Source organism: Nocardia sp. NPDC056952, assembly GCF_042674185.1.
In the GTDB taxonomy this organism is placed as follows: Bacteria; Actinomycetota; Actinomycetes; order Mycobacteriales; family Mycobacteriaceae; genus Nocardia.
Genome location: NZ_JBHURA010000012.1, coordinates 62,425 through 87,896 on the forward strand (window position 1 = coordinate 62,425; position 25,472 = coordinate 87,896).

Annotated in this window: 23 protein-coding genes; 13 read left to right on the forward strand and 10 right to left on the reverse strand. The window is 68.3% G+C overall.

Annotated features, from left to right (window positions below; all coding sequences use genetic code 11):
- Positions 1-23: 23 nt before the first annotated feature.
- Both ACFTS5_RS29830 and ACFTS5_RS29835 read right to left on the reverse strand, forming a co-directional pair.
- Entirely contained in the window at positions 24-719 is a 696-nt protein-coding gene (locus ACFTS5_RS29830; RefSeq protein WP_378637474.1) for an SGNH/GDSL hydrolase family protein, read from the reverse strand.
- Between the two features lie 16 nt (positions 720-735).
- Positions 736-2,154 carry an MFS transporter gene (locus ACFTS5_RS29835; protein WP_378637476.1) on the reverse strand — a complete coding sequence of 473 codons (1,419 nt, stop codon included), beginning with the start codon at positions 2,152-2,154 and terminating at the stop codon, positions 736-738.
- A gap of 102 nt (positions 2,155-2,256) precedes the next feature.
- Here ACFTS5_RS29835 and ACFTS5_RS29840 point away from each other — a divergent pair, with 102 nt between their 5' ends.
- A complete protein-coding gene (locus ACFTS5_RS29840; protein ID WP_378637478.1) occupies positions 2,257-2,895 on the forward strand; it encodes a TetR/AcrR family transcriptional regulator in 639 nt (212 codons plus the stop codon).
- A 188-nt stretch (positions 2,896-3,083) separates the two neighbouring features.
- On the opposite strand, the gene ACFTS5_RS29845 is transcribed toward ACFTS5_RS29840, so the two are convergent.
- The 6 genes from ACFTS5_RS29845 to ACFTS5_RS29870 all read right to left on the reverse strand — a co-directional run bounded on the left by ACFTS5_RS29845 (position 3,084) and on the right by ACFTS5_RS29870 (position 10,003).
- Positions 3,084-4,055 carry a hypothetical protein gene (locus ACFTS5_RS29845; RefSeq protein WP_378637481.1) on the reverse strand — a complete coding sequence of 324 codons (972 nt, stop codon included), beginning with the start codon at positions 4,053-4,055 and terminating at the stop codon, positions 3,084-3,086.
- A gap of 315 nt (positions 4,056-4,370) precedes the next feature.
- Positions 4,371-5,228, reverse strand: coding sequence for a sirohydrochlorin chelatase (locus ACFTS5_RS29850; RefSeq protein WP_378637483.1), 858 nt, complete (start codon positions 5,226-5,228; stop codon positions 4,371-4,373).
- Positions 5,228-6,523, reverse strand: a complete 1,296-nt coding sequence (locus ACFTS5_RS29855; protein ID WP_378637486.1) for a sulfate adenylyltransferase subunit 1 — start codon at positions 6,521-6,523, stop codon at positions 5,228-5,230. Before ACFTS5_RS29855 ends, ACFTS5_RS29850 begins: the two co-directional genes overlap by 1 nt.
- Positions 6,523-7,500 carry a sulfate adenylyltransferase subunit CysD gene (gene cysD, locus ACFTS5_RS29860; protein WP_266298608.1) on the reverse strand — a complete coding sequence of 326 codons (978 nt, stop codon included), beginning with the start codon at positions 7,498-7,500 and terminating at the stop codon, positions 6,523-6,525. Before cysD ends, ACFTS5_RS29855 begins: the two co-directional genes overlap by 1 nt.
- A complete protein-coding gene (locus tag ACFTS5_RS29865; protein WP_378637489.1) occupies positions 7,479-8,198 on the reverse strand; it encodes a phosphoadenylyl-sulfate reductase in 720 nt (239 codons plus the stop codon). The genes cysD and ACFTS5_RS29865 overlap by 22 nt, the downstream gene beginning before the upstream one ends.
- A 20-nt stretch (positions 8,199-8,218) precedes the next feature.
- Entirely contained in the window at positions 8,219-10,003 is a 1,785-nt protein-coding gene (locus ACFTS5_RS29870) for a nitrite/sulfite reductase (RefSeq protein WP_378637491.1), read from the reverse strand.
- A gap of 436 nt (positions 10,004-10,439) precedes the next feature.
- Between ACFTS5_RS29870 and ACFTS5_RS29875 the strand changes: the two genes are divergently transcribed.
- From ACFTS5_RS29875 to ACFTS5_RS29885, 3 genes are all read left to right on the forward strand, one after another.
- On the forward strand, positions 10,440-10,868 hold the full coding sequence (locus ACFTS5_RS29875; protein WP_378637493.1) for an SgcJ/EcaC family oxidoreductase: 429 nt from the start codon (positions 10,440-10,442) through the stop codon (positions 10,866-10,868).
- 51 nt (positions 10,869-10,919) lie between these two features.
- Positions 10,920-12,140 carry a radical SAM family heme chaperone HemW gene (hemW, locus tag ACFTS5_RS29880; RefSeq protein ID WP_378637495.1) on the forward strand — a complete coding sequence of 407 codons (1,221 nt, stop codon included), beginning with the start codon at positions 10,920-10,922 and terminating at the stop codon, positions 12,138-12,140.
- Between the two features lie 277 nt (positions 12,141-12,417).
- Positions 12,418-12,660, forward strand: coding sequence for a hypothetical protein (locus ACFTS5_RS29885; protein WP_067456243.1), 243 nt, complete (start codon positions 12,418-12,420; stop codon positions 12,658-12,660).
- Between the two features lie 66 nt (positions 12,661-12,726).
- Here the strand turns inward: ACFTS5_RS29885 and ACFTS5_RS29890 are convergent, their stop codons facing one another.
- Together ACFTS5_RS29890 and ACFTS5_RS29895 are read right to left on the reverse strand one after the other, a co-directional pair.
- The gene (locus tag ACFTS5_RS29890) at positions 12,727-14,175 is read right to left on the reverse strand and encodes a hypothetical protein (RefSeq protein ID WP_378637498.1); all 1,449 of its coding nucleotides are present in this window, start codon (positions 14,173-14,175) and stop codon (positions 12,727-12,729) included.
- Complete coding sequence (locus tag ACFTS5_RS29895; protein ID WP_378637500.1) at positions 14,172-14,585, reverse strand: hypothetical protein; 414 nt, start codon at positions 14,583-14,585, stop codon at positions 14,172-14,174. Before ACFTS5_RS29895 ends, ACFTS5_RS29890 begins: the two co-directional genes overlap by 4 nt.
- Before the next feature lie 356 nt (positions 14,586-14,941).
- Between ACFTS5_RS29895 and hrcA the strand changes: the two genes are divergently transcribed.
- The 9 genes from hrcA (at position 14,942) to ACFTS5_RS29940 (ending at position 25,467) form a co-directional block, all read left to right on the forward strand.
- Positions 14,942-15,976, forward strand: a complete 1,035-nt coding sequence (hrcA, locus tag ACFTS5_RS29900; RefSeq protein WP_378637503.1) for a heat-inducible transcriptional repressor HrcA — start codon at positions 14,942-14,944, stop codon at positions 15,974-15,976.
- A gap of 130 nt (positions 15,977-16,106) precedes the next feature.
- A complete protein-coding gene (dnaJ, locus tag ACFTS5_RS29905) occupies positions 16,107-17,261 on the forward strand; it encodes a molecular chaperone DnaJ (protein ID WP_378637506.1) in 1,155 nt (384 codons plus the stop codon).
- Between the two features lie 4 nt (positions 17,262-17,265).
- On the forward strand, positions 17,266-18,006 hold the full coding sequence (locus tag ACFTS5_RS29910) for a 16S rRNA (uracil(1498)-N(3))-methyltransferase (RefSeq protein ID WP_378637508.1): 741 nt from the start codon (positions 17,266-17,268) through the stop codon (positions 18,004-18,006).
- 192 nt (positions 18,007-18,198) lie between these two features.
- The gene (locus tag ACFTS5_RS29915) at positions 18,199-19,263 is read left to right on the forward strand and encodes a PhoH family protein (RefSeq protein WP_378637749.1); all 1,065 of its coding nucleotides are present in this window, start codon (positions 18,199-18,201) and stop codon (positions 19,261-19,263) included.
- A gap of 125 nt (positions 19,264-19,388) precedes the next feature.
- Positions 19,389-19,937, forward strand: a complete 549-nt coding sequence (gene ybeY, locus ACFTS5_RS29920) for an rRNA maturation RNase YbeY (protein ID WP_364410399.1) — start codon at positions 19,389-19,391, stop codon at positions 19,935-19,937.
- A complete protein-coding gene (locus ACFTS5_RS29925; RefSeq protein WP_378637510.1) occupies positions 19,934-21,304 on the forward strand; it encodes a hemolysin family protein in 1,371 nt (456 codons plus the stop codon). The genes ybeY and ACFTS5_RS29925 overlap by 4 nt, the downstream gene beginning before the upstream one ends.
- Positions 21,297-21,632, forward strand: coding sequence for a cytidine deaminase (locus tag ACFTS5_RS29930; protein ID WP_378637513.1), 336 nt, complete (start codon positions 21,297-21,299; stop codon positions 21,630-21,632). Before ACFTS5_RS29925 ends, ACFTS5_RS29930 begins: the two co-directional genes overlap by 8 nt.
- Positions 21,625-22,536 carry a GTPase Era gene (gene era / locus ACFTS5_RS29935; protein WP_378637515.1) on the forward strand — a complete coding sequence of 304 codons (912 nt, stop codon included), beginning with the start codon at positions 21,625-21,627 and terminating at the stop codon, positions 22,534-22,536. Before ACFTS5_RS29930 ends, era begins: the two co-directional genes overlap by 8 nt.
- 90 nt (positions 22,537-22,626) lie before the next feature.
- Positions 22,627-25,467, forward strand: a complete 2,841-nt coding sequence (locus ACFTS5_RS29940; RefSeq protein WP_378637518.1) for an ABC transporter substrate-binding protein — start codon at positions 22,627-22,629, stop codon at positions 25,465-25,467.
- Positions 25,468-25,472: the final 5 nt, after the last annotated feature.

Genomic DNA, 25,472 nt, shown 5'->3' on the forward strand with positions numbered 1-25,472 from the left:
CTGCTTCGACCGCCCCGCCCCCACTACGACCTGTCGATGAGCGAGGCCAGCGACCTGACCACCTCACCGGCCACCACCGCGTGCCCACTCGTGGTGAAGTGGATGAGGTCCGCGCTCATCAGCTCGGGTCTCGACCGCAGCGGATGGTTCCAGAATTCGGTGAGCACCACATCGAATTCGGCGGCCACCGCCCGCACCACCTCGTTGAACGCGATCATCTGCGGCCGCATGGCTCGCATCGGGGCCATCCGCTCGACGGACCACACGTCGGCCACGGTGAAAATCGACAGCTGTGCCCCGGTGGCGGCCAGCGCGGTGAGGATCGTCGACAGATTCGTGCGCAGCTGATCGACGTCACCGCCTGCGGTGAACAGGTCGTTGCCGCCGCAACTGAGGTGCACGAGATCCGGTGCGAACTCCAGGATTTCGGCGAGCTGGCGGTCGATGACCTGACCGCTGGTCGCGCCGATCCGGCCCGTATTGCGATAGGCCAGTGTGGGATTCACCGAAGTGAGGTGTGCTGCGACCCGATCGGCCCAGCCGGTGGGAGCGTACCCGGGACTGGGGTCACCCGTCCCCGCGGCGATCGAATCGCCGAGTACCGCGAAACGCTGCCACGGTGCCCCCGCGAGCAACGCGGCGGCCTGCTCCGGCGCGAGTACCAGCGGATCATCGGCCTCGGCGGAGAACTGCACGGATAGTGGTGGACTGGAAGGCATGTCGATCTCCTCTGGTTCAGTCGGTCGAACGAGCGCGCGACGGCGCGGCGAGCAGCAGTGCGACAGCGAGGTTGATGGCCGCGCACACGGCGAACAGCAGGTGGAAGCCGCGAAGCGGGTCGTCGGAGGTCGACGAGAAGATGGCCGCCAGTACGGCGATGCCGAGTGCTCCGCCCACCTGCCGGGCGGTGACGTTCATCCCGATCCCGGCCGCGAACTGTTGCGGTGGAACAGAACTCGCTGCCGCGGTGCCGAACACCGTGACGACGATGCCGATTCCGCCGCCGCCGAGCACGCCCGCCGGAATCCACGCTGTCCACAGCGCGGGTTCGGGCCCGAAGGCGTCGGTGCTCATCCAGACCAGCGCCGCGGTCGACATCAGCGCACCGAGCACACCTACCCACCGCTGGCCTGCCGGTGTCGTAATCCGCCCGGTGACAACGGCGGTCACCATCGAGGCCACCGCGCCGACGGTCAGCGCCGCCGCCGATTCGAGGACGGAATAGCCCCAGACGGCATCGAGGAACAGCGGACCGGCCAGCAGCCACGCGAACATCGAGGCGCCGAACAAGAACGAACCCGCATTCGCCATGGCGAATTGCCGATCACGCCACAGTGCTACGGCGACAGCGGGATTGACGTGCCGACGGGAGCGAATCAGCGCGAACACGGTCAGCGCGAGACCGCCGAGCAACGCGACGAGCGTGCCCGGTGCGGCCCAACCCCACGACTGGCCTTCGGTGACGGCCGCGACGATCGCACCGAGCCCGATCGCGACGGCGAGCGTGCCGAGCGGATCGGGCAGCGTCGTCTCGCGGGAGCCCTGGTCGCCGCCGGGCAGCCGCAGTCCCGGCACGATCAGCGCCAACGCGATCGGCACATTGATCAGGAACACCGCACGCCAGCCGAACGCCTCGACCAACGCGCCACCCAGCGCCGGGCCGACCACCGCCGCGAAACCACCGGCGGCCGACCAGGCGCCGATGGCGGCGCCGATCTTCGCTCGTGGCGTGGCCTCCAGCACCAGCCCGAGTGCCGCGGGCACCATGAACGCCGCCGCGATGCCCTGCAGGACCCGACCGGCGATGAGCCAGCCCGCGCCGGGCGCCAGCCCGCACAGCAGCGAGGTGATGGCGAATCCGGCCAGTGCCAGCGCGAACAGGCGACGGCGACCCAGCGCGTCGGCGATGCGCCCGGCCGGGGTGAGCAGCGCCGCGAACGCGATCGCGTAGCCGCTGACGATCCAGGTCAACGTCCCGGTGGGGGTGCCGGGGTAGCTCAGGGCGATCGTCGGGAACGCGATGTTGACGACGGAGAGGTCGAGGAAGGCGATGAATGCCGCGCCAGAGGCGACGACGAGGGTGCGGCCCGCGGCGCTGCTGTCGGGAGTAGCTGTGCTGAGCGGATCTTCGGGCCGAGCTGACACGTCGGTCATGCGGAGTCCTTCGAGGGGAGAAATAAGAACGTACGATCGTTCGTAAATAAAAGTACGACCGATCGTTCGCCTTCGCAACCCCGCGGTGGAACAATGATGCGCATGACCCAGTTGACGGAACCGAGCGATCAGCGGTTGGCCAAGGGCGCCCGTGCGCGCGCCACCATCGCCCGGCGCGCCGCCGAACTCGCCTCCGTCGAGGGTCTCGACGGCCTCAGTATCGGCAGGCTCGCCACCGACCTCGGCATCAGCAAGAGCGGCATCGCCACCCTCTTCGGCACCAAGGAGGCGCTCCAACTCGCCGCCGTCCAGGCGGGGCGTGACATCTTCATCGAACGAGTCATCGCGCCCGGCCTGCGCGTGCCACGCGGTGGAACCCGGGTGCGCGCGATGATCGACGGCTGGTTCGCGCACATCGAGAATCCGCCCTTCCCCGGCGGCTGTTTCCGGGTGGCCACCCTCACCGAATTCAGCAGCAAGCCCGGCCCCGTGCGCGACGCCGTCGTCGCCGATCACGACTACTGGCTGTCCTTCCTGGCCGACGAGGTCCGGAAGGCTCAGGCCATGGGCGAACTCGCCGACGCCGACCCCGATCTGCTGGTCTTCGAACTGGACGCGATCGTGAGCGCCGCCAATGTCGCTCGCCAGACCGGTGATTCGGCCCGTGTCGAAGCGGCCCGTACCATCGCGACCCGCTTGTTGTCGGAAGCGCCGAGCGAAATTCAGCCTGGTCGGCTCTAGTCGGGCGGCCTGCCGGGCGCGTACTCACGTCTGATGCGACGAGATCCCAGCGCTCCGGCCAGGGCCGCTGCGGTCCGGTGTGTCATCCGGGTCTGGCCTGAATACGCGGACAGCGCCGCTACCGGTGTTGGTAGTGGCGCTGGTGTCCGGTGAGTCGAGGTCGTTGGCTAGGAGGTCGCGGCCTCGGATCAGTGCTGGTGTTCCTTCTTCGGCTGGGGTGTCGTGGTGAGGGTGAATGCGGCGGTACGGACGACATCGGCGTGCTTGAAGTCCAGGAACAGGCGGTAGGTCCCGGGGCCCGGAACCGCCGTGTGGAAGGTGACTTCGGGGCCCGAGGGCGTGGTGCCGTCGCCGGGTTCGCCGTTGGGGTGGACGTGGACGTACGCGAGGTCTCCCGCGCGCAGGATGACGAGGTGGCCGAAAGCCGCCAGGTACGGCTGCAGATCCGTCACGGCCTTGCCGTTCTTGCGCACGGTGAGCGTCAGCAGATCGCCCTCGGCACGCAACTCACCGGCCACGGTCACCTGGTAGCCGTCGACGTCGATGGCGCGGTTCACCGCCGGAACCGGCTGTGGCGCATAGTGTCCCGCGATCGCCAGATCGGCGCCGAGGGTGATGGTGCGGCCGAGTGCGCGCGGTGCGATATCGGTGAACACCCGATAGGCCCCGGCTTCGGGGAGGTCCAGCTGAATCGCCCACGTGCCGTCTGCTTCCCGCCGCGGGTGTACGTGCCAGAACCCCGTCAGCTCGCGACGCGCCACGATCAGGTGCAGTTCGCGATCGTGAATCGCGTCGAACTCGGTCACTGCCGACCCGTCCGGGCCGAGAATCCGGAATCGGAAGTCGATCTTGCCGGGCTCGGCGATCGTGGTCTCGAGGTCGAGGGTGTACCCGTCCTGCGTAATCCGCAGGCCCCCGGGCAGACCCGCATCGTGCCCGGCTGTGTGTGTGCCGTGTCCGGCGTGTGCGCCACCGCCGTGCTCGGTGTGGGCTTCGTGTCCTTCATGGGCGCCACCCTGCGGCGCGTGACCGCTGTGCAGGGCGTGCGCACCACCGCCGTGTTCCGCGTGTCCGCCGTGCGCGGTGCCCTGTTCGATGTGACCGGGCTGGGCTGCGGGGTCGACGTGTGTGGTGTGTCCGGCGTGGGCGTTGGTGGTCATCGTTTCGCCTCTCCAGTTCGCTGTGCGTTGATACGAACATATACCCCTGGGGGGTATGTGGTAAAGAGTGAAAGCCCTGTGAGCTGTGCCACCGTGGATGCCGAATCCGGTTGTGTCGAGAGACGCGATACAGGCGAACTGCTGGCCGTGTAGGTGGTGGCGGGCTGAAGGCGACGATTGTCGCGGGTGCGGATGTGGGCAGCGCGAACCTCGCGTTCACGTCCCGAACCGGGCGGAGTGGGCTCGCGCTGAATCGAGGGCAGTGCGACGGCTACCCGTTCGGGGGCGCGACCAAGCGGCCCGGATCCGCTGGGCTCAGGCGGAGAGTACGAGCTCGGTGGCGACGGCAGTGTCGTATCGAGCCCAGATCACGTCGACCAGCGCGGAGTGCGCTCCGATGACATCGGCATGCACGACCTCGGGCGCGGCCGCGACCAGCCGGTCGGTGAGCAGCCCCGGCGCCAGAAACCACGGCGCGACGACGATGCGTTCGGCTCCGCGCGCCCGCAGCTGATCCACGGCACGCTCGATACCGGGTTCGACTGTCGCGAAGCACATTTCAGTAGGGCAGCCGGTCACGGCGGCCAGTCGTCTAGCCACCACCGCGGTCCGCCGATTGGCCGCGGCATCGCGCGAACCGACAGCGGCGACGGCGATTCCGACCGGAGTATCACGCAACGGATCGGTTGCGGCAGCGAACGCACCGGGAACAGCGGGGACCAACGGTGTGACCAGGGCGGGGAGCAGGGGAAGACGGCACGAGAGTGCGACTCGGTCAGCCACCGCGGCCATGAGCAGTGGATCGGGGCCGAGTACCGCTGCCTGGGTGAGTCGCAGCCGGGGATGACGGCGGCCGGCCTCGGCCAGTAGCGCCGGAAGGTCGACCCGCGCGTGAAAAGCGTTGCCCAGCAGGAGCGGAACGACGATCACGTCGGTGTGGCCCTGGGCGGCGAGGTCGTCGACCACCTCGTCCACCGTGGGTGTGCTGAGATCCAGAAAAGCCAGCCGGACCGGGATGTCGGGCCGGGCAGCGGCAACGTCGGCGACCACGGCCGCCATGGTCGCCGCCGAACGCGGATCGCGGCTGCCGTGGGCAACCGCGATCAACGCGGGCCCGCCTGCGCCGCGCGGCACCGGAACGGCACCACGCGGCGGAGCGGGCAGGCGATACATCAGACCGCGGTACCGACCTCGACCGAGGTCAGCACGTCGCCGACCAGGCCGGCCGCGAGCGTGTTGCCACCGGCAGGGTCGATCAGCAGGAACGACCCGGTGTACCGGTTGGTGCGGTAGTCGTCGGCCGGGATCGGCTCGGCCAAGCGCAGCGAGACGCGACCGATGTCGTTGAGCTCCAGCGACTCCGGGCTGGGCTGTGCGGTGAGCGTCTGCTCGTCGAACCGCTCCACGAGCGCGCCGACGATGGCCTGGGTGGTCTTGGCGCCGTGCTTGAGCAGCAGCCGGGCGCCGGGACGCAGACCCTTGTCACCGAGCCAGCACACAGTCGCGTCGAAGGTGTCGATCGACTCCGGCGCGTCGTGCACCGAGGCGATGATGTCGCCGCGCGAGATGTCGACCTCGTCGGCCAGGATCAGCGTCACGCTGCGCCCGACCTGCGCGACGGCGAGTTCGCCGTCCGGGGTGTCGATGCGCTCGACGGTGGTCTTCTTGCCCGAGGGCAGCACCACGATCTCGTCGCCGGGCGACACCGAACCGGCCGCGATCTGACCGGCGTAGCCCCGGTAGTCGGGGTATTCGGCGGTGCGTGGACGGATCACGTACTGCACCGGGAAACGCAGACCCAGCGCGTGCGTGCCGGTCGAATCAGCGTCCACCGGAACGGACTCGAGGTGCTCGATCAGAGACGGGCCGTCGTAGTACGGGGTGTTCTCGGAGCGGCTGGCGATATTGTCGCCGTGCAGCGCCGAGACCGGAATCTCGATGACGTCCTCGGAAGCCCAGCCCAGCTTCGAGGTGAGCTCGTTGAACTCGGCGGAGATCTCGGCGAACACCTCGGCCGGATTGTCGACGAGGTCGATCTTGTTCACCGCGAGCACCAGACGCGGCACACCGAGCAGTGCCAGCACGGCCGCATGGCGACGGGTCTGCTCGATGACGCCCTTGCGCGCGTCGGTCAGCAGGATCACCAGCTGCGCGGTGGACGCGCCCGACACCGTGTTGCGGGTGTACTGCACGTGCCCCGGCGTATCGGCCAGCACGAAAGACCGCTTGGGCGTGGCGAAGTAGCGGTACGCCACGTCGATGGTGATGCCCTGCTCACGCTCGGCGCGCAGGCCGTCGACGAGCAGTGATAGGTCCGGTGTGGACAGTCCACGGTCGACCGAGGCGCGGGTGACCGCGTCGATCTGATCGGCCAGCACGGACTTCGTGTCGTAGAGCAGCCGTCCGACCAGCGTGGACTTGCCATCGTCGACAGAACCGGCGGTGGCCAGCCTCAATAGGTCGGACATCAGAAATAACCCTCTCGCTTGCGGTCTTCCATGGCGGCTTCGGACACACGGTCGTCACCGCGAGTAGCACCGCGTTCGGTCAGTCGTGACGCCGCGACCTCGGCCAGGATGGCCTGGTTGTCGGCGGCGTCGGAGATGATGGCGCCGGTGGTGGAACCGTCGCCGACGGTGCGGTAGCGCACCGAACGGGTCTCGAGGACCTCGTTCTCGTTCGGGCCACCCCACACGCCGGGCGTCATCCACATGCCGTCGCGGGAGTACACCGGACGTTCGTGCGCGTAGTAGATCGACGCCAGGTCGATGTCCTCGCGGGCGATGTAGCGCCAGATGTCGAGCTCGGTCCAGTTGCTCAGCGGGAACACCCGCACGTGCTCACCCGGCGCGTGCTTGCCGTTGTAGAGGTTCCACAGCTCGGGGCGCTGACGCTTCGGATCCCACTGCCCGAAGGCGTTGCGCAGCGAGAAGATCCGCTCCTTGGCGCGCGAGCGCTCCTCGTCGCGACGACCGCCGCCGAAGACCGCGTCGAAGCGGTGCTCGGTGATGGCGTCGAGCAGCGGCACGGTCTGCAGCGGGTTACGGATGCCGTCGGGACGCTCGGTCAGGCGGCCGTCGGCCAGGTACTCCTCGACCGAGGCCACGTGCAGGCGCAGACCGTAGCGCTCGACCACCTTGTCGCGGAATTCGAGCACCTCGTCGAGGTTGTGGCCGGTGTCCACGTGCAGCAGTGTGAACGGCAGCGGCGCGGGCCAGAAGGCCTTGAGCGCCAGGTGCAGCAGGACGGTGGAGTCCTTGCCGCCGGAGAACAGGATCACGGGACGCTCGAACTCGCCCGCGACCTCACGGAAGATGTGGATCGCCTCGGATTCCAGCGCCGCGAGGGTGTCGAACTCGGTGAGGCCGAGTTCGCGTTCGGTGGTGTTGGTACTCACAGGCTCACTCCCGGTGGTGGTGATGGTCATGATTGGTGCAATCCGCATTCGGTCTTGGCGATACCGGCCCAGCGGCCGCTGCGCGGATCGGACCCCGGCTCGGGCTTGCGCGTGCACGGCGCGCAGCCGATGGACGGGTAACCCTCCTCCACCAGGGGATTGACGAGAATGCCGTTGGCCTCGATGTAGGCCTGCATCTCGTCGTCGGACCACGGTGCGATCGGGTTGATCTTCACCAGGCCGAAGGCTTCGTCGAACGAGATCAGCGGCGCGTTGGCGCGGGTGGGCGCCTCGACGCGGCGGATGCCGGTGATCCACGCGTTGTAGCCGCTCAGCGACTTCTTCAGCGGGACCACCTTGCGCAGCCGGCAGCATTCGGCGGCGTCACGGGCGAACAGATCCTTGCCGAGCAGTTCGTCCTGCTCGGCGACGCTCGCCTCGGGGCGCACGTTCACCACGTTCACCCCGTACACGGCCTCGACCGCGTCGCGGGTGCCGATGGTCTCGGCGAAGTGGTAGCCGGTGTCGAGGAACAGCACGTCCACACCGGGACGGGTCTGCGCGGCCAGGTGGACCAGCACACCGTCCTGCATGTTCGAGGCGACGATGTAGCCGTTGCCGAAGACCTTGTCGGTCCAGGCGATCAGGTCGGTGGGCGAGGCATCGGGGCCCAGCTCGGCCGCACCCTGCTCGGCGAGCGCGCGCAATTCGGCCTCGGACAGTTTGGCCGCGAGATTCGTGGTCACAGTGGGGATCTCCTCATCGACTATCGGAGGTCGGCCTCGTCGGCGCGCACAGCCCACACCGCGAAGCGTTCCCCGGATTCCCGGTTCTTGACGAAGTTGCGGACGACGCGATCGATGTAGTCACCGAGCTCGACGCTGGTCACCTTGTGCTGACGCAACTTCCGGCCGAACGCGCTGTCCAGGCCGAGGCTGCCACCGAGATGAACCTGGAAACCCTCCACCTGATTCCCGGTGCCGTCGTCGACGAGCTGGCCCTTGAAGCCGATGTCGGCGATCTGGGACCGGCCGCACGAGTTCGGGCAACCGTTGATGTTGATGGTGATCGGCACGTCGAGTTCGGCGTTGATGTCGGCCAGGCGCTGCTCGAGTTCGGGTGCGAGCACCTGCGAGCGCTTACGGGTCTCGACGAAGGACAGCTTGCAGAACTCGATGCCACTGCAGGCGAGGAGGTTTCGACGCCAGACCGAGGGGCGGGCCTGCAGGCCGAGCGGTTCGAGTTCGTCGATCAGCGCGTCGACCTGGTCGTCCGGGATGTCGAGGACGATCAGCTTCTGGTACGGGGTGAAGCGGATGCGATCCGAGCCGTACTTCTCGGCGGCGTCGGCGACCTTGCTCAGGATGGTGCCCGAGACGCGACCGGCGATGGGGGAGAAGCCGACGGAGTTCAGGCCGTTGCGCAGCTTCTGGACACCGACGTGGTCGATGGGCTTGGCCGGCTGCGCGGGTGCGGGACCGTCGATGAGCTTGCGCTCGAGGTACTCGTCCTCGAGCACCTGACGGAACTTCTCGATGCCCCAGTCCTTGATCAGGAACTTCAGGCGGGCCTTGGTGCGCAGGCGGCGGTAGCCGTAGTCGCGGTAGAGCGAGACGACCGCTTCCCACACATCGGGGACCTCTTCGAGGGGCACGAAAGCGCCGACGCGCTGAGCCAGCATCGGGTTGGTGGACAGGCCGCCGCCGACCCAGAGATCGAGGCCGGGGCCGTGCTCGGGGTGGTTCACACCGACGAAGGCGATGTCGTTGATCTCGTGCACCACGTCCTGCTGGCCCGAGATCGCGGTCTTGAACTTGCGGGGAAGGTTCGAGTACTCCTTCTTCCCGATGTAGCGCTTGACGATCTCGTCGATCGCCCAGGTGGGGTCGATGATCTCGTCGAGCGACTCGCCGGCGAGCGGCGAACCGAGCACCACGCGCGGGCAGTCGCCGCACGCCTCGGTGGTGTGCAGCCCGACCGACTCGAGCCGGCGCCAGATCTCCGGGACGTTCTCGACCTCGATCCAGTGGTACTGGACGTTCTCGCGGTCGGACAGGTCGGCGGTGTCGCGGCCGAACTCGGTGGAGATCTGGCCGACCGTGCGCAGCTGGGCGGCGGAGAGCGCACCGCCGTCGCACCGCACCCGCATCATGAAGTACTTGGCTTCCAGCAGGTCGATGTTGTCGTCGTCGGTGAAGGTGCCGTCGTAGCCCTCTTCACGCTGGGTGTAGAGACCCCACCAGCGGAAACGGCCACGCAGGTCGGCTTTGTCGATCGAGTCGAAGCCGCCCTTGGCGTAGATGTTCTCGATGCGCGAACGCACGTTGAGCGGGTTGTCGTCCTTCTTGGACTGCTCGTTCGGGTTCAGCGGCTCGCGGTAGCCGAGGGCCCACTGGCCTTCGGACCGGCGGCGGACCGGCTTGCCGGTGCGGGCGCGCGGTGCGACCGGGGCATCGGTGCTCGGGCGGGCCGGGCGCTGGGCAGCTGAACGCTCAGTGCGGGCCTGCGCCGTCGACTGTTCGGTCGAACCGGCGTCGGTGCTCGACGTCATGGGTGGTCGCTCCTGCGGGGGTGTTGGGACATCCGTGCTGAAGGCGCGAGGGGCTGGCTCGCGTCAGGGGAGTCAGCGGGCCGATGAAAGTCGAAGGCACCGGGGGATACCCGGGCGTGGACGCCGCTGCGCTACCGGTGGAAACCGGGCCGACAACAGGCGCTGCAGACACGCTGGAAGTCGACGTGGCGACGGGCCACGAGTCGTACTCCAGTTGCGTGCATGTGCCTATTGTGCCACGTCAGCCTGGTCGTTCCGACCGCAAGGAGATATTTCCCGCACTTTTGGGGGAAATTCCCTGGACGGCCGTCCTGTTCTGTGATGGGGGTCATAGCCCGCCGCCCGGAACCGGCCTGTGATACGCCCGCGCGGGCAGGTGTGCGGTGCCGCACAGCGCGGTTGACCTGGATTGCGCTCGAGGTTGCACAGTAGTGCCATGAGCAATGACGCCACCGCCGCCGGTCAGACCCCCGCCGATCTCGCTACCGAACTCACTGCCATCCGCGCCGTCGTGGACACCATCGCGCACGCCCAGGCCAACGAACTGGCCGAGGAGTTCGTCGCTGTCTTCCGGGAGGACGCCATCTGGACCACCGGTCACGGCAAGCGGCTGTTCGGGCGCCCGGCCATCGCCGAGTTCACGGCGCAGGTGTTGCCAGGGGCCACGACGCACGGCACCGCGACCTACGAGGTCGAGCACGTGCTGTTCCTGCGGCCCGATGTCGCCGCCGTCAAGATCCGCCAGAGCTACTTCACCCTCGACGGCGAGTTGTCCGGGCAGGGCACGCCGATGTACGTGATGACCAAGGAAGACGGCGCCTGGGTGCTCACCGCCAACCAGAACACGCCCGTCGTGACGGACTGACGTGCGAGGGGCCGGGCGGGGCGCGCTACCAGGGCCCGGCAGACTGGAGGGGTGACTACCAGCGCTGCTTCCGGGGTTCCCGGCGTGACACCGGCCGATGCCGATCGGCCGGTGCTGCGCGATTTCGGAAGCGGCGCGTTCGGGGTGTACGTGCACGTGCCGTTCTGTGCCACGCGTTGCGGGTACTGCGACTTCAACACCTATACGGCGGGGGAGCTCGGTACTTCGGCGTCGCCGCAGTCGTGGCTGGAGGCGTTGCGCGGCGAGCTCGCGACCGCCGCGGCCGAGTTCGGCGCCCTGCCGAGCGCGACGCCCGCGGTGTCGACGATCTTCGTCGGCGGCGGGACACCGTCGCTGCTCGGTGGTGACGGGCTGGCATCGGTTCTCGATGCCGTGCGGGCGAACTTCACCCTGGCCGCCGACGCCGAGGTGACCACCGAATCCAACCCGGAATCCACCTCGCCCGAGTTCTTCGATCGGCTCCGCGCGGCGGGCTACACCCGGATCTCGCTCGGCATGCAGTCCGCCGCACAGCACGTGCTGAAGGTGCTCGACCGCACGCACACGCCGGGCCGCGCGGTCGCCGCGGCGAAAGAGGCGCGCGCGGCCGGGTTCGATCACGTGAACCTCGATCTGATCTACGGCACCCCGGGCGAGACCGATGCCGATCTGGATCTGAGTCTGGACGCGGTGCTGGCCGCCGGTGTCGATCATGTCTCCGCCTACTCCCTGATCGTCGAGGACGGAACCGCGCTGGCACGCAAGGTCCGCCGTGGTGAACTGCCCGCACCCGACGACGATGTCCTCGCCGCCCGCTACGAACGCATCGATGCCCGCCTCGCCGACGCCGGTCTGACCTGGTACGAGGTCTCCAATTGGGCCGCGAGCGATGCCGCCCGCTGTCAGCACAACCTGGGCTACTGGGACGGTGGTGACTGGCTCGGCGCCGGCCCCGGCGCGCACAGCCATGTCGGCGGCGTTCGCTGGTGGAACGTCAAGCACCCCGCCCGCTACGCCGACCGCGTGGCCCTCGGCGGTCTCCCCGCCGCAGGCTGGGAGGCCCTCACCGACGACGAGCGCTACACCGAACACCTCATGCTCACCGTCCGCCTCCGCACTGGCTTGCCGCTCGCGGATCTAGCCCCCTCGGCAAGCTCGGCCCTCGACCGCATCCTGGCCGACGGCCTGGCCCGCGTCACCGGCGACAACCTGGTCCTCACCGACCGTGGCCGCCTCCTCGCCGACGGCATCGTCCGCGACCTCCTCACCTGACCACTTCAGGGGTCGCGGGAGCCATTCTCGGCTGATCGACGGGCTGCTGAACCAGTCGGAGAATCGCGCGAGTGGTGATGTCATCGTGATCTGAATTTCGAGATTTCCCTGGCTTGGGATCGCATCCAAAGATTGCCCGGTCATCCTGGTGTAATCCACCAATGCACACCTGGTGAGAGGCCCGGAACAGTGGGGTGCTCTAAGGGTATGTTCGGTGGGTTCGGGGTGGAAGATAACGATTAGGGGCGTAGGCTTCGGCTCGATCCTAGGGAGTTATATGTCCACCGAACGGCACATCACCCTCGTCCACGAGCAGAGCGAATTCGCTGAAGCGCGCTCCGCTGAGAAGGCGGAGAACGCTCGTCAATGCGCGGTCGCCGCGCGGACGGTCGCTTCGCACTCGAACGACGCCGAAGATTGCACGTCGCTGCTGGCGATGTTGGGTCTCGACGCCCTCGCGGGCAAGCAGGTCGGCGCGCCCGACTCCGCCGCTCGCTGCGGCGCTGCTGCCCGAGTCTGATCCGGCACCGGCCGCCCGGCTCGGGCGGCCACTGCCGACGCCTTCGTCGACGCGCTGACATCGCCGTCAGCCCCGAGTCGTCGTTGAGCGCTGCTCGACCGGCGAGTAGTCATCGCCACCACCGATCACCCCACCGGCTATCGCCGGTCGTGGCGCACCGAGTAGTTCCGCGGTGTTCGCGAGCGTGATCAAGTACTCCGGCAGTCCGCGCACGGCGTCGATGCCCGGCGCGGGCGCCGCCGGCGGTCCTCCTCCGCAATGGAAGTAGCGATCGACCGACCTGGCTGTCGTGTGCCCCGACGGCGGATCGACGCCGATGGCCGGGCCCGTCGATCCTGGAACGCTCTGCCCGATACCCGCCCTCGACGCGTCGTGCCGGCCGGGCGGTCGGTACCGCGGTGCCCCACCCCATATCCGGTCACCGCCTCCGCTCGTGCTGCCGCTCGGCCCCATGCGCCCAGCCGCTGGGCCGGCAGCGGGAGTGCGGCCCGCCGAGATCACCCCAGGGTCGACAGTCGCCGCAGAAGCCCCCGCGGGCGCTGTGCGCAACCCCGCGCCGACAGGTGCCGTCAACGCATCCGTACCGCTCGGCGCTGCCGCGCCGGTGGCACCAGACGAAGCCGAGGTCACCGCCGTAGCGCTGCCTGGGCGTGCCGTGCGGTCACCGGATTCCACCGATCTGCCGTCGAGCAGGTCTTGACCGTCGATCGGAACTCCCGTGCCGCGACCATCGCGCCCCACCTTCTCCGAGTCGCCGATCGCTGCGTGCACGGCCGAACTCTCCCCGGACGCGGCGGACAAGTTCTGGCCGCTACCGGCGGAAACCTCGACCGGCGACAGCGCGCGCCGCTCGTCTCGAGACTGCCCCACGGTGCCGATCAGCAATTGCCGATCGCTCGGCTCGCCGGAGTCGAACGACCGAAGTGGCATGGGCAGCACCGGAATGCGAGCGACCAACTCCGCGAACGGCAACACGTATCGCTGCCGCATCGCCGCTCGCGCATCCTCCTCCGCGGCCGAAGCAGCACCGTGCGCCGATGCTGAGCCCATGGCGTGTACCGCCCCACTCGCCGACCACGCCACGCCGCCGATTTCCTCGGCAACCGGTGACCCGACCGCGTACTTGGTCGCCACGATCGCCTCGGCAGCCGCTCGAATCACGCCCGGCAAATCCGCCAGCTCGGCAGTCAGATCGTGCGCTCGCGCGACATAGTCGTCGACCGCGGATCCGGCCGCGGCGGCACCCGCGCCCGACCAAGCCGACGCCAGCGACCCATCCACTGCGTGCCGGAATGCGCGTAGACCCTCGTCCCACCACCGCGCGATCTGCTCGAACCTGTCCGCTTGCGCCAACGCGTCGGTCACCTCGAGCGCCCCGAATGCCGCGACGATCTCCCGATGTCGCCAAGAATGCGTGTTCTCCCCGCCGCCGGGAACACCCGATTTCGTGGCGTCGCTCGAATAGTCCGGATATGTGTTCTCGCTACGAATGCCGCTCGGCTCGGGGCCTGTCACGCTGACACCGAAGAAATATGTTGTCCCGCAGAGGTTTCCGACAACCGAAGTCGATCAGCCCACTCTTCGTCGGCAACTACCATCAGATCGCGCGCAGCCCGGAAAGATTGCCGAATGTCGTCCACGATCTGTGAATGCGCGTCCAATACGGCAGTGACGCTGTTCTCGTTCGCCGCCGCGACGGAACGCAATCGCGCGACCAACGTGCGCCCGGACACCAACCGCGCGTCGCCCTCGCCCAGCCCCCAGCGCTCCTGATCGCCGATTTCCACGGCAAGTGCCCGTATCCGCGCGATCGCCCGCAGAAATTCCACACACGCACCGTCGATCCGGGCGAACTCCGCCGGCCGCACCGCGACCGCGCTCGAACCGACTTGCCCCGCTTCGCCGACCCCACCCGGATACACCACAGTTCCCCTCCCGTGCACTCTGTAGTCAGCTGAAAACAGCTGGTAGACCCCCTGATTCAGTCCCGAAATCTACGCCCGGCGCTCGAGCCCGACAACCCTCGAAACCGCAACTGTGGATAACTCGGGCCTGTGGACAACCCTGGCGCGGGGCTCGACCGAGCCGACAGGCGAACACCGCCCCCGAAGCCGGATATCCCCGCATGACGGTTCGATGCCGGACCGCCGTGCGATCCAGGGATCGGCGACAAGACAATTAGACTGGACAACAAGACGCTGCGAGCGTCGGCGTGCGACCCTGTGCGAACGCAGCACGGGTAGGCGTGATGTACCAGGCACGAGCGAGGAAGGTGGGGTCGATGGCGTCGAGTACCGAGGATCGACGTTTCGAGGTCCTGCGAGCGATCGTCGCGGACTACGTCGCCACCAAGGAACCGATCGGTTCCAAGTCCCTCGTGGAACGGCACCACCTCGGCGTTTCCAGCGCCACCATCCGCAACGACATGGCGGTGCTGGAGGCCGAGGGCTACATCACCCAGCCGCACACGAGCTCGGGCCGTATTCCCACCGACAAGGGCTACCGCGAGTTCGTCGACCGGATCGCCGAGGTGAAACCGCTCTCGGGCGCCGAACGCCGGGCGATCATGGAATTCCTCGAATCCGGGGTCGACCTCGACGACGTCTTGCGTCGCGGCGTGCGCCTGCTGGCCCAGCTCACCCGCCAGGTCGCTGTGGTGCAGTACCCCACCGTCTCGGCCTCGATCGTGCGCCACATCGAGGTCGTCGCGCTCAACCCTGCCCGGCTGTTACTCGTGGTGATCACCGACACCGGCCGCGTCGACCAGCGCATCGTCGACCTGGGCGCGGTGATCTCCGACGAAGACCTGGCCGCCGTGCGCGGCCTGCTCGGCGGGGCCATGGACGGCAAGCTGCTGTCGGTGGCCAGCGCGTCGGTGGCCGGTGTGCCGGAGCGCGCACCGGCCAAGATCCGCGACGTGCTGGTCCGGGTCTCGACCGTCCTGGTGGAGACGCTGGTCGAGCACCCCGAAGAACGCCTGGTCCTCGGCGGCACGGCCAATCTCACCCGCAATGTCGCCGATTTCGGCTTCCCCGGCTCCCTGCGCACTGTGCTGGAAGCCCTGGAAGAACAGGTCATCGTGCTCAAATTGCTCGCCGCGGCCCAGCAGCCGGGCCAGGTGATGGTGCAGATCGGCGAGGAGACCCAGGTCGAGCAGATGCGCGGCACCTCCGTCGTCTCCACCGGCTACGGTGCGGCGGGCGCCGTGCTGGGCGGTATGGGTGTGCTCGGCCCGACCCGCATGGACTACCCCGGCACCATGGCATCCGTCGCGACGGTCGCCCGCTACATCGGCGAGGTGCTCGCCGAAAGGTGAAGCCAGCTCGGGATCCACGACAACCGGACTGTTAAGGTCGATACTTCGGCCGGTAAAGTTGAGTGGATTCGACTAAAGGATGCGCCCGGCGCTCGGCCGGCCCACACCGACCAAGGACTAGAGAACTCACGTGGCACGGGATTACTACGGACTGCTCGGCGTCGGCAAGAACGCCACCGACCAGGAGCTCAAGCGCGCTTACCGCAAGCTGGCCCGCGAACTGCACCCCGATGTGAACCCAGACGAGGGCGCGCAGGCCCGCTTCAAGGAAGTCTCCACCGCCTACGAGGTGCTGACCGACCCCGAGAAGCGCCGGATCGTCGACCTCGGCGGTGACCCGCTCGAAAACGGCGGCGGCGGAGCAGGATTCAACGGTGCGGGCTTCGGCGGCCTCGGCGACGTCTTCGAGGCGTTCTTCGGCGGGATGAGCGGCCAGGGCGGTGGCCAGCGCAAGCCGCGCGGCCGCGTGCAGCCCGGCGCCGACTCGCTGATCCGCACCCGGCTGAGCCTGGCCGAATGCGCGGTCGGCGTCACCAAGCACCTGACCGTCGACACCGCGATCCTCTGCGATGTCTGCGTGGGCTCGGGCACCAACGGCAACTCCAAGCCGGTGCGCTGTGAGACCTGCGACGGCGCGGGCGAGGTGCAGTCGGTGCAGCGCTCGTTCCTCGGCCAGGTGCTCACCTCGCGGCCCTGCCCCACCTGCCGTGGCGCGGGCGAGACCATCCCCGACCCCTGCAACAAGTGCGGTGGCGACGGCCGCGTGCGCGCCCGTCGCGAGATCGCCGCGCCCATCCCGGCCGGTGTCGCCAGCGGCATGCGGGTTCGCCTGGCGGCGCAGGGCGAGGTGGGCCCCGGTGGCGGCCATGCCGGTGACCTCTACGTCGAGGTCGTCGAGCAGCCGCACGACACCTTCGTGCGCGACGGCGACGACCTGCACTGCACCGTCCGGGTGCCGATGGTCGACGCGATCCTCGGGACCACCGTGGTCGTCGACACCATCCTCGACGGCCCCACCGAACTCACCATCGCGGCGGGCACCCAGCCCGGCGAGGTCATCCAGCTGCGGGCGCACGGCATGCCGCGCCTGCGTTCGGGTGCGCGCGGTGACCTGCTCGCTCACCTCGACATCGTCGTACCGAACAAGCTCGACGGCAGGCAGACCGATCTGCTGCGCAAGTTCAAGGGCATGCGGGACAAGGATCGCGCCGAGGTGATGTCGACCCAGTCCGAGCACAACAGCGGTCTGTTCGCCCGGCTGCGCGCGTCGTTCAGCGGGCGCTGAGCCCGTGGCCGCCACGGTCTTCTACCTCGACGAGGTCCCCGAGCCGGGCGCTGTCGCGGTGCTGGACGGCCCCGAAGGCCGCCATGCCGCGACCGTGCGCCGGATCAAGGTCGGTGAACCGATCACCCTGTCCGATGGGCACGGTGTGCTGGCCGACTCGGAAGTCGTCGCGGCCCAGAAGGACCGGCTCGAACTGGCGGTCCGTGACCGTCGGATCGCCGCGCCGCCCACCCCGGCGGTGACCGTGGTGCAGGCGCTGCCCAAGTCGGATCGCTCCGAGCTGGCCGTCGAATTGATGACCGAGGCCGGCGCAGACCTGATCGTCCCGTGGCAGGCCGCACGCTGCGTCGCGAACTGGGAAGCCAAGGCCGCCAAGGGCATCGAGAAGTGGCGTGCGGCGGCGAAATCCGCGGCCCGCCAATCCCGTCGCGCCTACATTCCCGAGATCGCCGGCCTGCACCGCACCCGCGACCTGGTGGAACTGGTGCGAAAAGCCAAGGCGGACGGCGCGATCGTCGCGGCCCTGCACGAATCCGGCGCGGGCAGATTCACCGAACTGCCGCTGGCCGAGACGAGCGAAGTGGTGCTGATCGTCGGCCCCGAAGGCGGCCTCGACGATGCCGAGCTGGCCGCGCTCGCGGAGGCGGGAGCCGACATCGTGCTCCTCGGCCCGACCGTCCTGCGCACCTCCACCGCGGCGGCCGTCGCGCTCGGTGCGCTGGGGGCGCTGACCTCACGCTGGTGAGGCAGGAGTGGGCCGACCGGAATCGGGTATTCCGACGTGGTCGCGAACGGCATACCACGGGCACATTTTTAACCACTGTGCGGTGTCAGTGCCCGGCGGTAAACTGATCTCATCGAACACCAGGTCGAAACCGGAAGCAGGCTGTAGCCACTTTTGAAGAACTCAGGCGAGATCGGCAATCCCGTATCAGACATCGGCGCAGGCGGTAACAATGCTGGTCCCGCCGCGCGGACCGTGCGTTCCAGCATCGAGCTCGCCCCGGAGTCGGTTTTCGGTTTCCTCGGCTCGGCCGACCAGAACCTGCGGCAGCTGGAGAAACTCCTCCCCGCCGACATCCATGTCCGCGGCAACACCGTCACCATCACCGGCAAGGCGGGCGATGTGGCGCTGGCCGAGCGGGTCATCGAGCAGCTCGTGGCGCTGACCGGCCGCAACCGGGTGATCACGCCCGAGGCGGTTCGCCACACCATCTCGATGCTCACCGACGAGGGCGTGTCCGAATCGCCCGCCGAGGTGCTGAGCCTGGACATCCTGTCGCGGCGGGGCAAGATCATCCGCCCCAAGACGCTGAACCAGAAGCGCTATGTCGACGCGATCGATGACAACACCATCGTGTTCGGCATCGGCCCCGCGGGCACCGGCAAGACCTACCTGGCCATGGCCAAGGCGGTGCAGGCCCTGCAGTCCAAGCAGGTCACCCGCATCATCCTGACCAGGCCCGCGGTCGAGGCGGGCGAGCGGCTCGGCTTCCTGCCGGGCACCCTCAACGACAAGATCGACCCGTACCTGCGCCCGCTCTACGACGCCCTGCACGACATGATGGACCCCGAAGCCATTCCCAAGCTGATGGCGTCCGGTGTCATCGAGGTCGCGCCGCTGGCGTACATGCGTGGTCGCAGCCTCAACGATTCGTTCATCATTCTCGACGAGGCGCAGAACACCACGGCCGAGCAGATGAAGATGTTCCTCACCCGCCTCGGCTTCGGATCGCGGATGGTGGTCACCGGTGACATCTCGCAGGTCGACCTGCCCAACGGGCAGCGCTCGGGCCTGCGAGCGGCCGCGGAGATCCTCACCGATATCGACGACATCCACTTCTCGGAGCTCACCAGCGCCGACGTGGTCCGTCACCGGCTGGTCTCCGACATCGTCGACGCCTACGACCGCTTCGAATCCGAGACCCGCGCGGTGCCGGGCCCGCACTACCCGGGCAATCGCGCCCAGCGCAGGGCCGCAGGTCGCAGCGACCGGCGCTGACGTGCTCAGTGCCCATGTGCCGACCGGGTCGCACCCTCTGGTCAGTCCAGAATCGGGGCGGGACACGATCGAGCTGGCCCGATGCCGCTCCCGGCGGCGTCGGGCCAGCACCGTACCCTGAACAGGTGAGCATCGAGATCGCCAACGAATCGGGCATGGACGTTCCCGAAGAAGACCTGGTCAGCGTCGCACGCTTCGTGATCGGCCGGATGGACGTCCATCCTGCCGCCGAACTGTCGATGGTGCTCGTCGATCTCGACACCATGGCCGACCTGCACGTGCGCTGGATGGACCTGCCCGGCCCCACCGACGTGATGTCGTTCCCGATGGACGAGCTCGAGCCCGGCGGTCGTCCCGACAGCCCGGAGCCCGGCCCGTCCATGCTCGGTGACATCGTGCTGTGCCCTGAGTTCGCGATGGGTCAGGCGCAGAAGGCGGACCATTCGCTCGATCACGAGCTGGCCCTGCTCACCGTGCACGGCGTGCTCCACCTGCTCGGCTACGACCATGCCGAGCCGGAGGAGGAGAAGGAGATGTTCGCGTTGCAGGCCCAGCTGCTCGAGGAGTGGTACGTGAGCCTGCGCGAGGAACAGCGCCGCGCCGAGCTGGCCGAGCGTGACGACCGTCTACTCGGCAAGGCAGGTTTCACCGCACCCGGTGAAGGCCCCGCGTGACAGCACTGACCCTGATCCCGCTGGCGATCGTGTTGATCGGTATCGGCGGGGTGTTCGCGGGCGTGGACTCGGCACTGAACACGGTGTCACGGGCCAGGCTCGACGACATGGTCCGCGAGGAGCGCCCCGGCGCCGCGCGACTGCGCAAGATCGTCGACGACCGTCCGCGCTATGTGAATCTCGTTGTCCTGCTGCGTATTCTGTGCGAGATCACTGCCACGGTGCTGCTGGCGGCGGCGACGCTCGACCTGTGGAACGAGACCACGGCGCTGCTGGTCACCGCCGCGCTGATGGTCGTTGTCTCCTACGTCGTGATCGGCGTCGGCCCGCGTACTCTCGGCCGCCAGCACGCCTATTCGATCGCGTTGGCCGCCGCCGTGCCGTTGCAGATCATCGGCGCGGTGCTCAGCCCGGTCAGCCGCCTGCTGATTCTGCTCGGCAACGCGATCACCCCCGGTAAGGGATTTCGCAACGGCCCCTTCGCTTCCGAGATCGAGCTGCGCGAGGTGGTCGACATGGCCCGCGAGCGCGGCGTGGTGGCCGACGACGAACGCCGGATGATCCAGTCGGTCTTCGAACTCGGCGACACTCCGGCTCGCGCGGTGATGGTGCCGCGCACCGAGATGGTGTGGATCGAGGACGACAAGACCGCCGCCCAGGCGATGTCACTGGCGGTGCGATCGGGCCATTCCCGGATTCCGGTGATCGGCGAGAACGTCGACGATATCCGCGGCGTGGTCTACCTGAAAGACCTTGTGCCCTACGCCGATCGCGCCCGCAAGGTGTCGGTGGGCGATGTCATGCGGCCCGCGAACTTCGTCCCCGATTCCAAGCCGCTCGACGAACTGCTCGACGAGATGCAGCGGCGCCGCAATCACATGGCGCTGCTGGTCGACGAGTACGGCGGTATCGCGGGCCTGGTGACCATCGAGGACGTGCTCGAGGAGATCGTCGGTGAGATCGCCGACGAATACGACACCGACGAGACCCCGCCCGTGGAGGACCTCGGCGACGGGCGCTACCGCGTCTCGTCGCGGCTGTCGGTGGAAGACCTGGGGGAGCTGTACGGCCTCGACATCGAGGACGACGACGTGGACACGGTGGGCGGGCTGCTCGCTCACGAGCTGGGCCGCGTCCCGCTGCCCGGCTCCAAGGTGACCGTCTACGGGCTGGTGCTGCGCGGCGAGGGTGGCGCCGACGCGCGCGGGCGGATGCGGGTCAACACCGTGCTGGTGCGCCGGGCCGCGGACAAGGCCGACAAGCCTGAGAAGAAGACCGACAAGCCCCGCAAGGGCACGACCGACGAGGCAACCGCCGACACCGATCCGGTGCGCGTGCCCGACGACAACGGAGAACACCATGAGTGAACTGAACGCAGAGGACAACAAACTGCTGGTACTGGCGCGTGGCGCGCTGGGCCGCACCGGGGGTGCGAGCGGCGCCGCGGTGCGCGACACCGACGGCCGCACCTACGCCGCGGGCGAGGTCGGGCTGACCGCGCTGCGCTTGACCGCGCTGCAGGCCGCCGTGGCCGCCGCGATCTCGAGCGGTGCCGAGGGCTTCGAGGCGGCGGTCGTCGTCGGGGGTGACGCCGAGGACGCGGGCATCGACGCCGTGCGCGAGGTCTCGCCGTCGGCTGCGGTCATCCGCACCGATCGCACCGGCGCCGTGCTGAGCGAGGTGCACGGTGGCTGAGTCCGGCAAGGAATTCCGTTCCGGCTTCGTCTGTTTCGTCGGCCGCCCCAACACCGGCAAGTCGACGCTCACCAACGCACTGGTCGGCACCAAGATCGCGATCACCTCCTCGCGCCCGCAGACCACCCGCCACACCATCCGCGGCATCGTGCACCGCGAGAACGCCCAGCTGATCCTGGTCGACACCCCCGGCCTGCACCGTCCGCGCACCCTGCTCGGCCAGCGTCTCAATGATCTGGTCCGCGATACCTATTCCGAGGTCGACCTGATCGCGTTGTGCATCCCGGCCGACGAGAAGATCGGCCCCGGTGACCGCTGGATCGTCGAGCAGATCAGGATGATGGCGCCCAAGACCAAGATCCTCGGCGTGGTCACCAAGATCGACAAGGTGGGTCGCGACGAGATCGCCCACCAGCTGATGGCGCTGTCGAAGCTGCTCGGCCCCGAAGCCGAGGTCGTTCCGGTCTCGGCCGTGAAGGGCGAGCAGGTCGAGGTGCTCGTCGACGTGATCGCCTCGCAGATGCAAGAGGGCCCGGCGTTCTATCCCGACGGTGAGATCACCGACGAGCCGGAGGAAACCCTCATGGCCGAGCTGATCCGCGAGGCCGCCCTGGAAGGCGTGCGCGACGAACTGCCGCACTCGCTGGCCGTGGTGATCGAGGACATCGAGCCGTACGAGGCGAACGAGGACATGCTCGAAGTGCATGCCCTGCTGTACGTCGAACGGCCGAGTCAGAAGGCGATCATCATCGGTAAGAACGGCGCCCGCCTCAAGGAGGTCGGCACCAATGCCCGCAAGCAGATCGAGCACATTCTGGGCACCCGCATCTACCTGAACCTGCACGTGAAGGTCGCCAAGGATTGGCAGCGCGATCCGAAACAGCTGGGGAAGCTGGGCTTTTGACCGTTTGACTGTCGGCGGTTCGGGGTATCGTTCGGCGAACACGCCGGTTCGTTCGGCGTGCTTCGCTGATCGTCCGGGGAGGCCGTGGAAGTGCCCGATGCCAATGATGTCGGCAAGCTGCTGGAGCTGCTGCGGGCGCTCGAGATTCCCGATGCCCGCCCGCGCGTGCTGCGCACATTGGTCCACGGGCGGCGCGCGCTGCCCCGCCCGATCATCGAAGTCGTCGGCGTTGCCGGGCACACCGCGCTGGTCGGCGAAATCTACAGTTGGCTCAGCGAATCCGGGGGCAGGCGGGCGACTCCGCGCGTCAAGATCGACCTGCACGCGCCCGACCTGCCGCGCACGCTGCTCACCCCAGACCTCAACGCGATCGACGCGGGTCCGCACGCCAATGATCAGGAGATCCCCGGCCACTGCCTGCCGATCGTCCAGCAGCTGGTGGCGGGTTTCGCCGCCGACGACACCGCGATGGGCGCGATCAAGTTCCCGCGCTACCGCACCGCCGACTGGCTGACCCGGCAGCGGGTGACCTCCGACGAATCCGAGGCACCCGACGAGCTGCGTCGCAGACTGCCCAAACTGTTGCGTAGCGGTTCGCCGACGAGCCGTTCCGACACCGCCGAAGGTGTTGCGGGCGACACGATTTCGCGTGTGGTCTTCGGTGTGCTGGCGCTGTGGCCGGTGCTGCGGTTGTGGCTGTGGGTGTCGGGGCGCATTCCCGGTATGTCGAAGGTGACGCGGTGGTTTCTGCACCAGCGCTACCTGGCGCCTGAATTGTCGGGCAGTTTCCTCGGTTTCGCGTCCCGGCTCACCGCGTCACATCGGGTCGACGAGAACGAGGAGCAGGTTGCCAAGCTCCTCGTACACGCGTTTCTCGAGGACCTGCGCGACGCTTACCGGCGCCGCATCTGGCGCCCGTCGAGCTGGCGGCGCACCGCCTATCCGGTGGCGTTGCTCGGTGGTCTGGCCGAGGGCAGCGACGGCGCGCGCATCCTCACCTGGATCAACGAAATCCGGAACGAGACCGGTCTTTTCGATCCGCTGGTCGTGGTGGCGCTGCGCGACGAAGGGCCGAGCCGTGAGGTCGGCGAGCTCTCGCACATCAGCGACCTCCGGCCGCTGCGCACCCTGGAAAGCCTCGCCGACGCGCCGACCCCGCAGCCGCCCGATCCGCTGCAGGAGTGGGTGCGCGAGATCGACAACCGGCGCACCCATCGTCAGGCCGACGCCTGGTTCCTCCCGTTGCGCGCGATCCTGCCGCCCGACACGACCCCGCGCGTCGGCGATGCCCGATTCCGCGGTCTGGCACTGCCGCCCGCGCCGCCACTCGCCGCGCGCAGCTGGTTCGTCGGTCTGTGCGTGCTGATCCCGATCGTGCTGGCCGTGGCCGCGACGCTGGTCTACTTCCCACCGCTGCGCGGCGCCGAATGTTCGCACTGGCCGTGGACCGACGGTGTCTCGGTGAGTTTGCGCGACGGTGAATGCGTCGGCTACAGCGACAACCCCCGCCAGACCTTCGCCGATGACCCCGAGCTGTCGGCGATGCAGCGAGAAGTGTTCCGGCTCAATGTGGCCGCGGCCGACGCGCGCGAGAACAATCCGAACAGACCTCTGATCTCGCTGGTGTACTTCGCCGGCCTCAGCTACGTCGACACCAATGTGCGCTACCCGCACGCCCAGGTCGAGGAGCTGGCCGGACTGGCGGTGCAGCAGCGTCGCGCGTTGCTGGCCTCCGATGAATCGGAACCGTTGCTGCGCATCATCATCGCCAACGGCGGCTCCGATATGCGCCAGGCCGGGTGGGTGGTCGACAATCCGCTGCGCGAGCTCGTGGCCGACGACCCCAGCGTGCTCGGCGTGGTGGGAATCGATCGCAGCAACGACGAGACCCGCAAGGCCATCACGCGTCTCGGTGAACTCGGTGTGCCCGCGGTGGCCACGACCCTGTCCGCCGATGGTCTGGAGCAGGCATCGCCGCTGTATTTCCAAGCGGCACCGAGCAATACCGTCCAGGCACGTCTGGTCGCCGACTATGTGCAGGGCGCCCGTGACCTCAACGGCACACCCCGCTACGACAAGGTGGCGATCTATCACCCCGAGGCCGCCGGTGATCTGTACGTGACCACCCTGGTCGAGGATCTGCAGAAGGAGCTCGCCAAACGCGGTGTGGCGCAACAGAGCATGAGCTGGCGCGAACAGCAGCAGCTCTACCGCTTTCCCGCACCGTGCGAGACCGCCGGATTCGACCGCCGCACCCTGCTGTTCTTCGCCGGCCGCAACGACGACTTCCCGACCTTCGCCAAATCGGTGAGTCGCGGCTGCCTCAGTGGCGCGGGCCCGGCGATTCTCGGCAACGACGCGGTGACCAGGCTGATCACCGATCCGAAAGCCACCGCCGCGCTCCCGGCCAACCTCACCGTGCGCTACGTGTCCAAGGCATCGCCGGTCATGCTGGGCGGCGCCGATTGCGTCAGCGGCATCGGCAAGCTCGGCGACCAGCCGGTGCCGTTCGAACACGAGCAGCTGTGTACCGAACTGGCGGGGTTGATCGGAGACCTTCGTGGCTATCCCGATCTCACCGACTACCGGCCCACCTGGGCGGGTGACCGTACCGGTCTGGCCTTCGACGTGAGCGGCCTGTTCGTTCAGGCGGTGCGCAACAGCCGTGGCGTACTGGCCGACCTCCCGCCGAACCGAACCGCCATCGCGGTCCAGTTGCGCGAGTCCGACTATCGCGGCGTCACCGGCACTCTCGGCTTCTCGACCAGCCGCGTCGCCGACGGCTCGTCGATCGCCGTCCTGGTCACCACCGCGGTCGGCGGCGCGGGACCACAGCGCTGCCTGATGATGTTTCCCCGGCAGACCGGCCAGGACGGCTGTCCGTCGGGTACGAAGAGCGACCTCGAAGGGTGGACGGAACCGGGCCGATAGGAACT

Excerpts from the sequence above, each read along its gene's own strand:
- ACFTS5_RS29930 (WP_378637513.1), top strand. The coding sequence starts at position 21,297 with ATGAGTGAACTGAACGCAGAGGACAACAAACTGCTGGTACTGGCGCGT.
- ACFTS5_RS29885 (WP_067456243.1), top strand. The coding sequence starts at position 12,418 with ATGTCCACCGAACGGCACATCACCCTCGTCCACGAGCAGAGCGAATTC.
- ACFTS5_RS29855 (WP_378637486.1), bottom strand. The coding sequence starts at position 6,523 with ATGTCCGACCTATTGAGGCTGGCCACCGCCGGTTCTGTCGACGATGGC.
- ACFTS5_RS29845 (WP_378637481.1), bottom strand. The coding sequence starts at position 4,055 with ATGACCACCAACGCCCACGCCGGACACACCACACACGTCGACCCCGCA.
- ACFTS5_RS29850 (WP_378637483.1), bottom strand. The coding sequence starts at position 5,228 with ATGTATCGCCTGCCCGCTCCGCCGCGTGGTGCCGTTCCGGTGCCGCGC.
- ACFTS5_RS29835 (WP_378637476.1), bottom strand. The coding sequence starts at position 2,154 with ATGACCGACGTGTCAGCTCGGCCCGAAGATCCGCTCAGCACAGCTACT.
- ACFTS5_RS29840 (WP_378637478.1), top strand. The coding sequence starts at position 2,257 with ATGACCCAGTTGACGGAACCGAGCGATCAGCGGTTGGCCAAGGGCGCC.
- ACFTS5_RS29830 (WP_378637474.1), bottom strand. The coding sequence starts at position 719 with ATGCCTTCCAGTCCACCACTATCCGTGCAGTTCTCCGCCGAGGCCGAT.
- ACFTS5_RS29875 (WP_378637493.1), top strand. The coding sequence starts at position 10,440 with ATGAGCAATGACGCCACCGCCGCCGGTCAGACCCCCGCCGATCTCGCT.
- cysD (WP_266298608.1), bottom strand. The coding sequence starts at position 7,500 with ATGCGGATTGCACCAATCATGACCATCACCACCACCGGGAGTGAGCCT.
- hrcA (WP_378637503.1), top strand. The coding sequence starts at position 14,942 with ATGGCGTCGAGTACCGAGGATCGACGTTTCGAGGTCCTGCGAGCGATC.
- ACFTS5_RS29870 (WP_378637491.1), bottom strand. The coding sequence starts at position 10,003 with ATGACGTCGAGCACCGACGCCGGTTCGACCGAACAGTCGACGGCGCAG.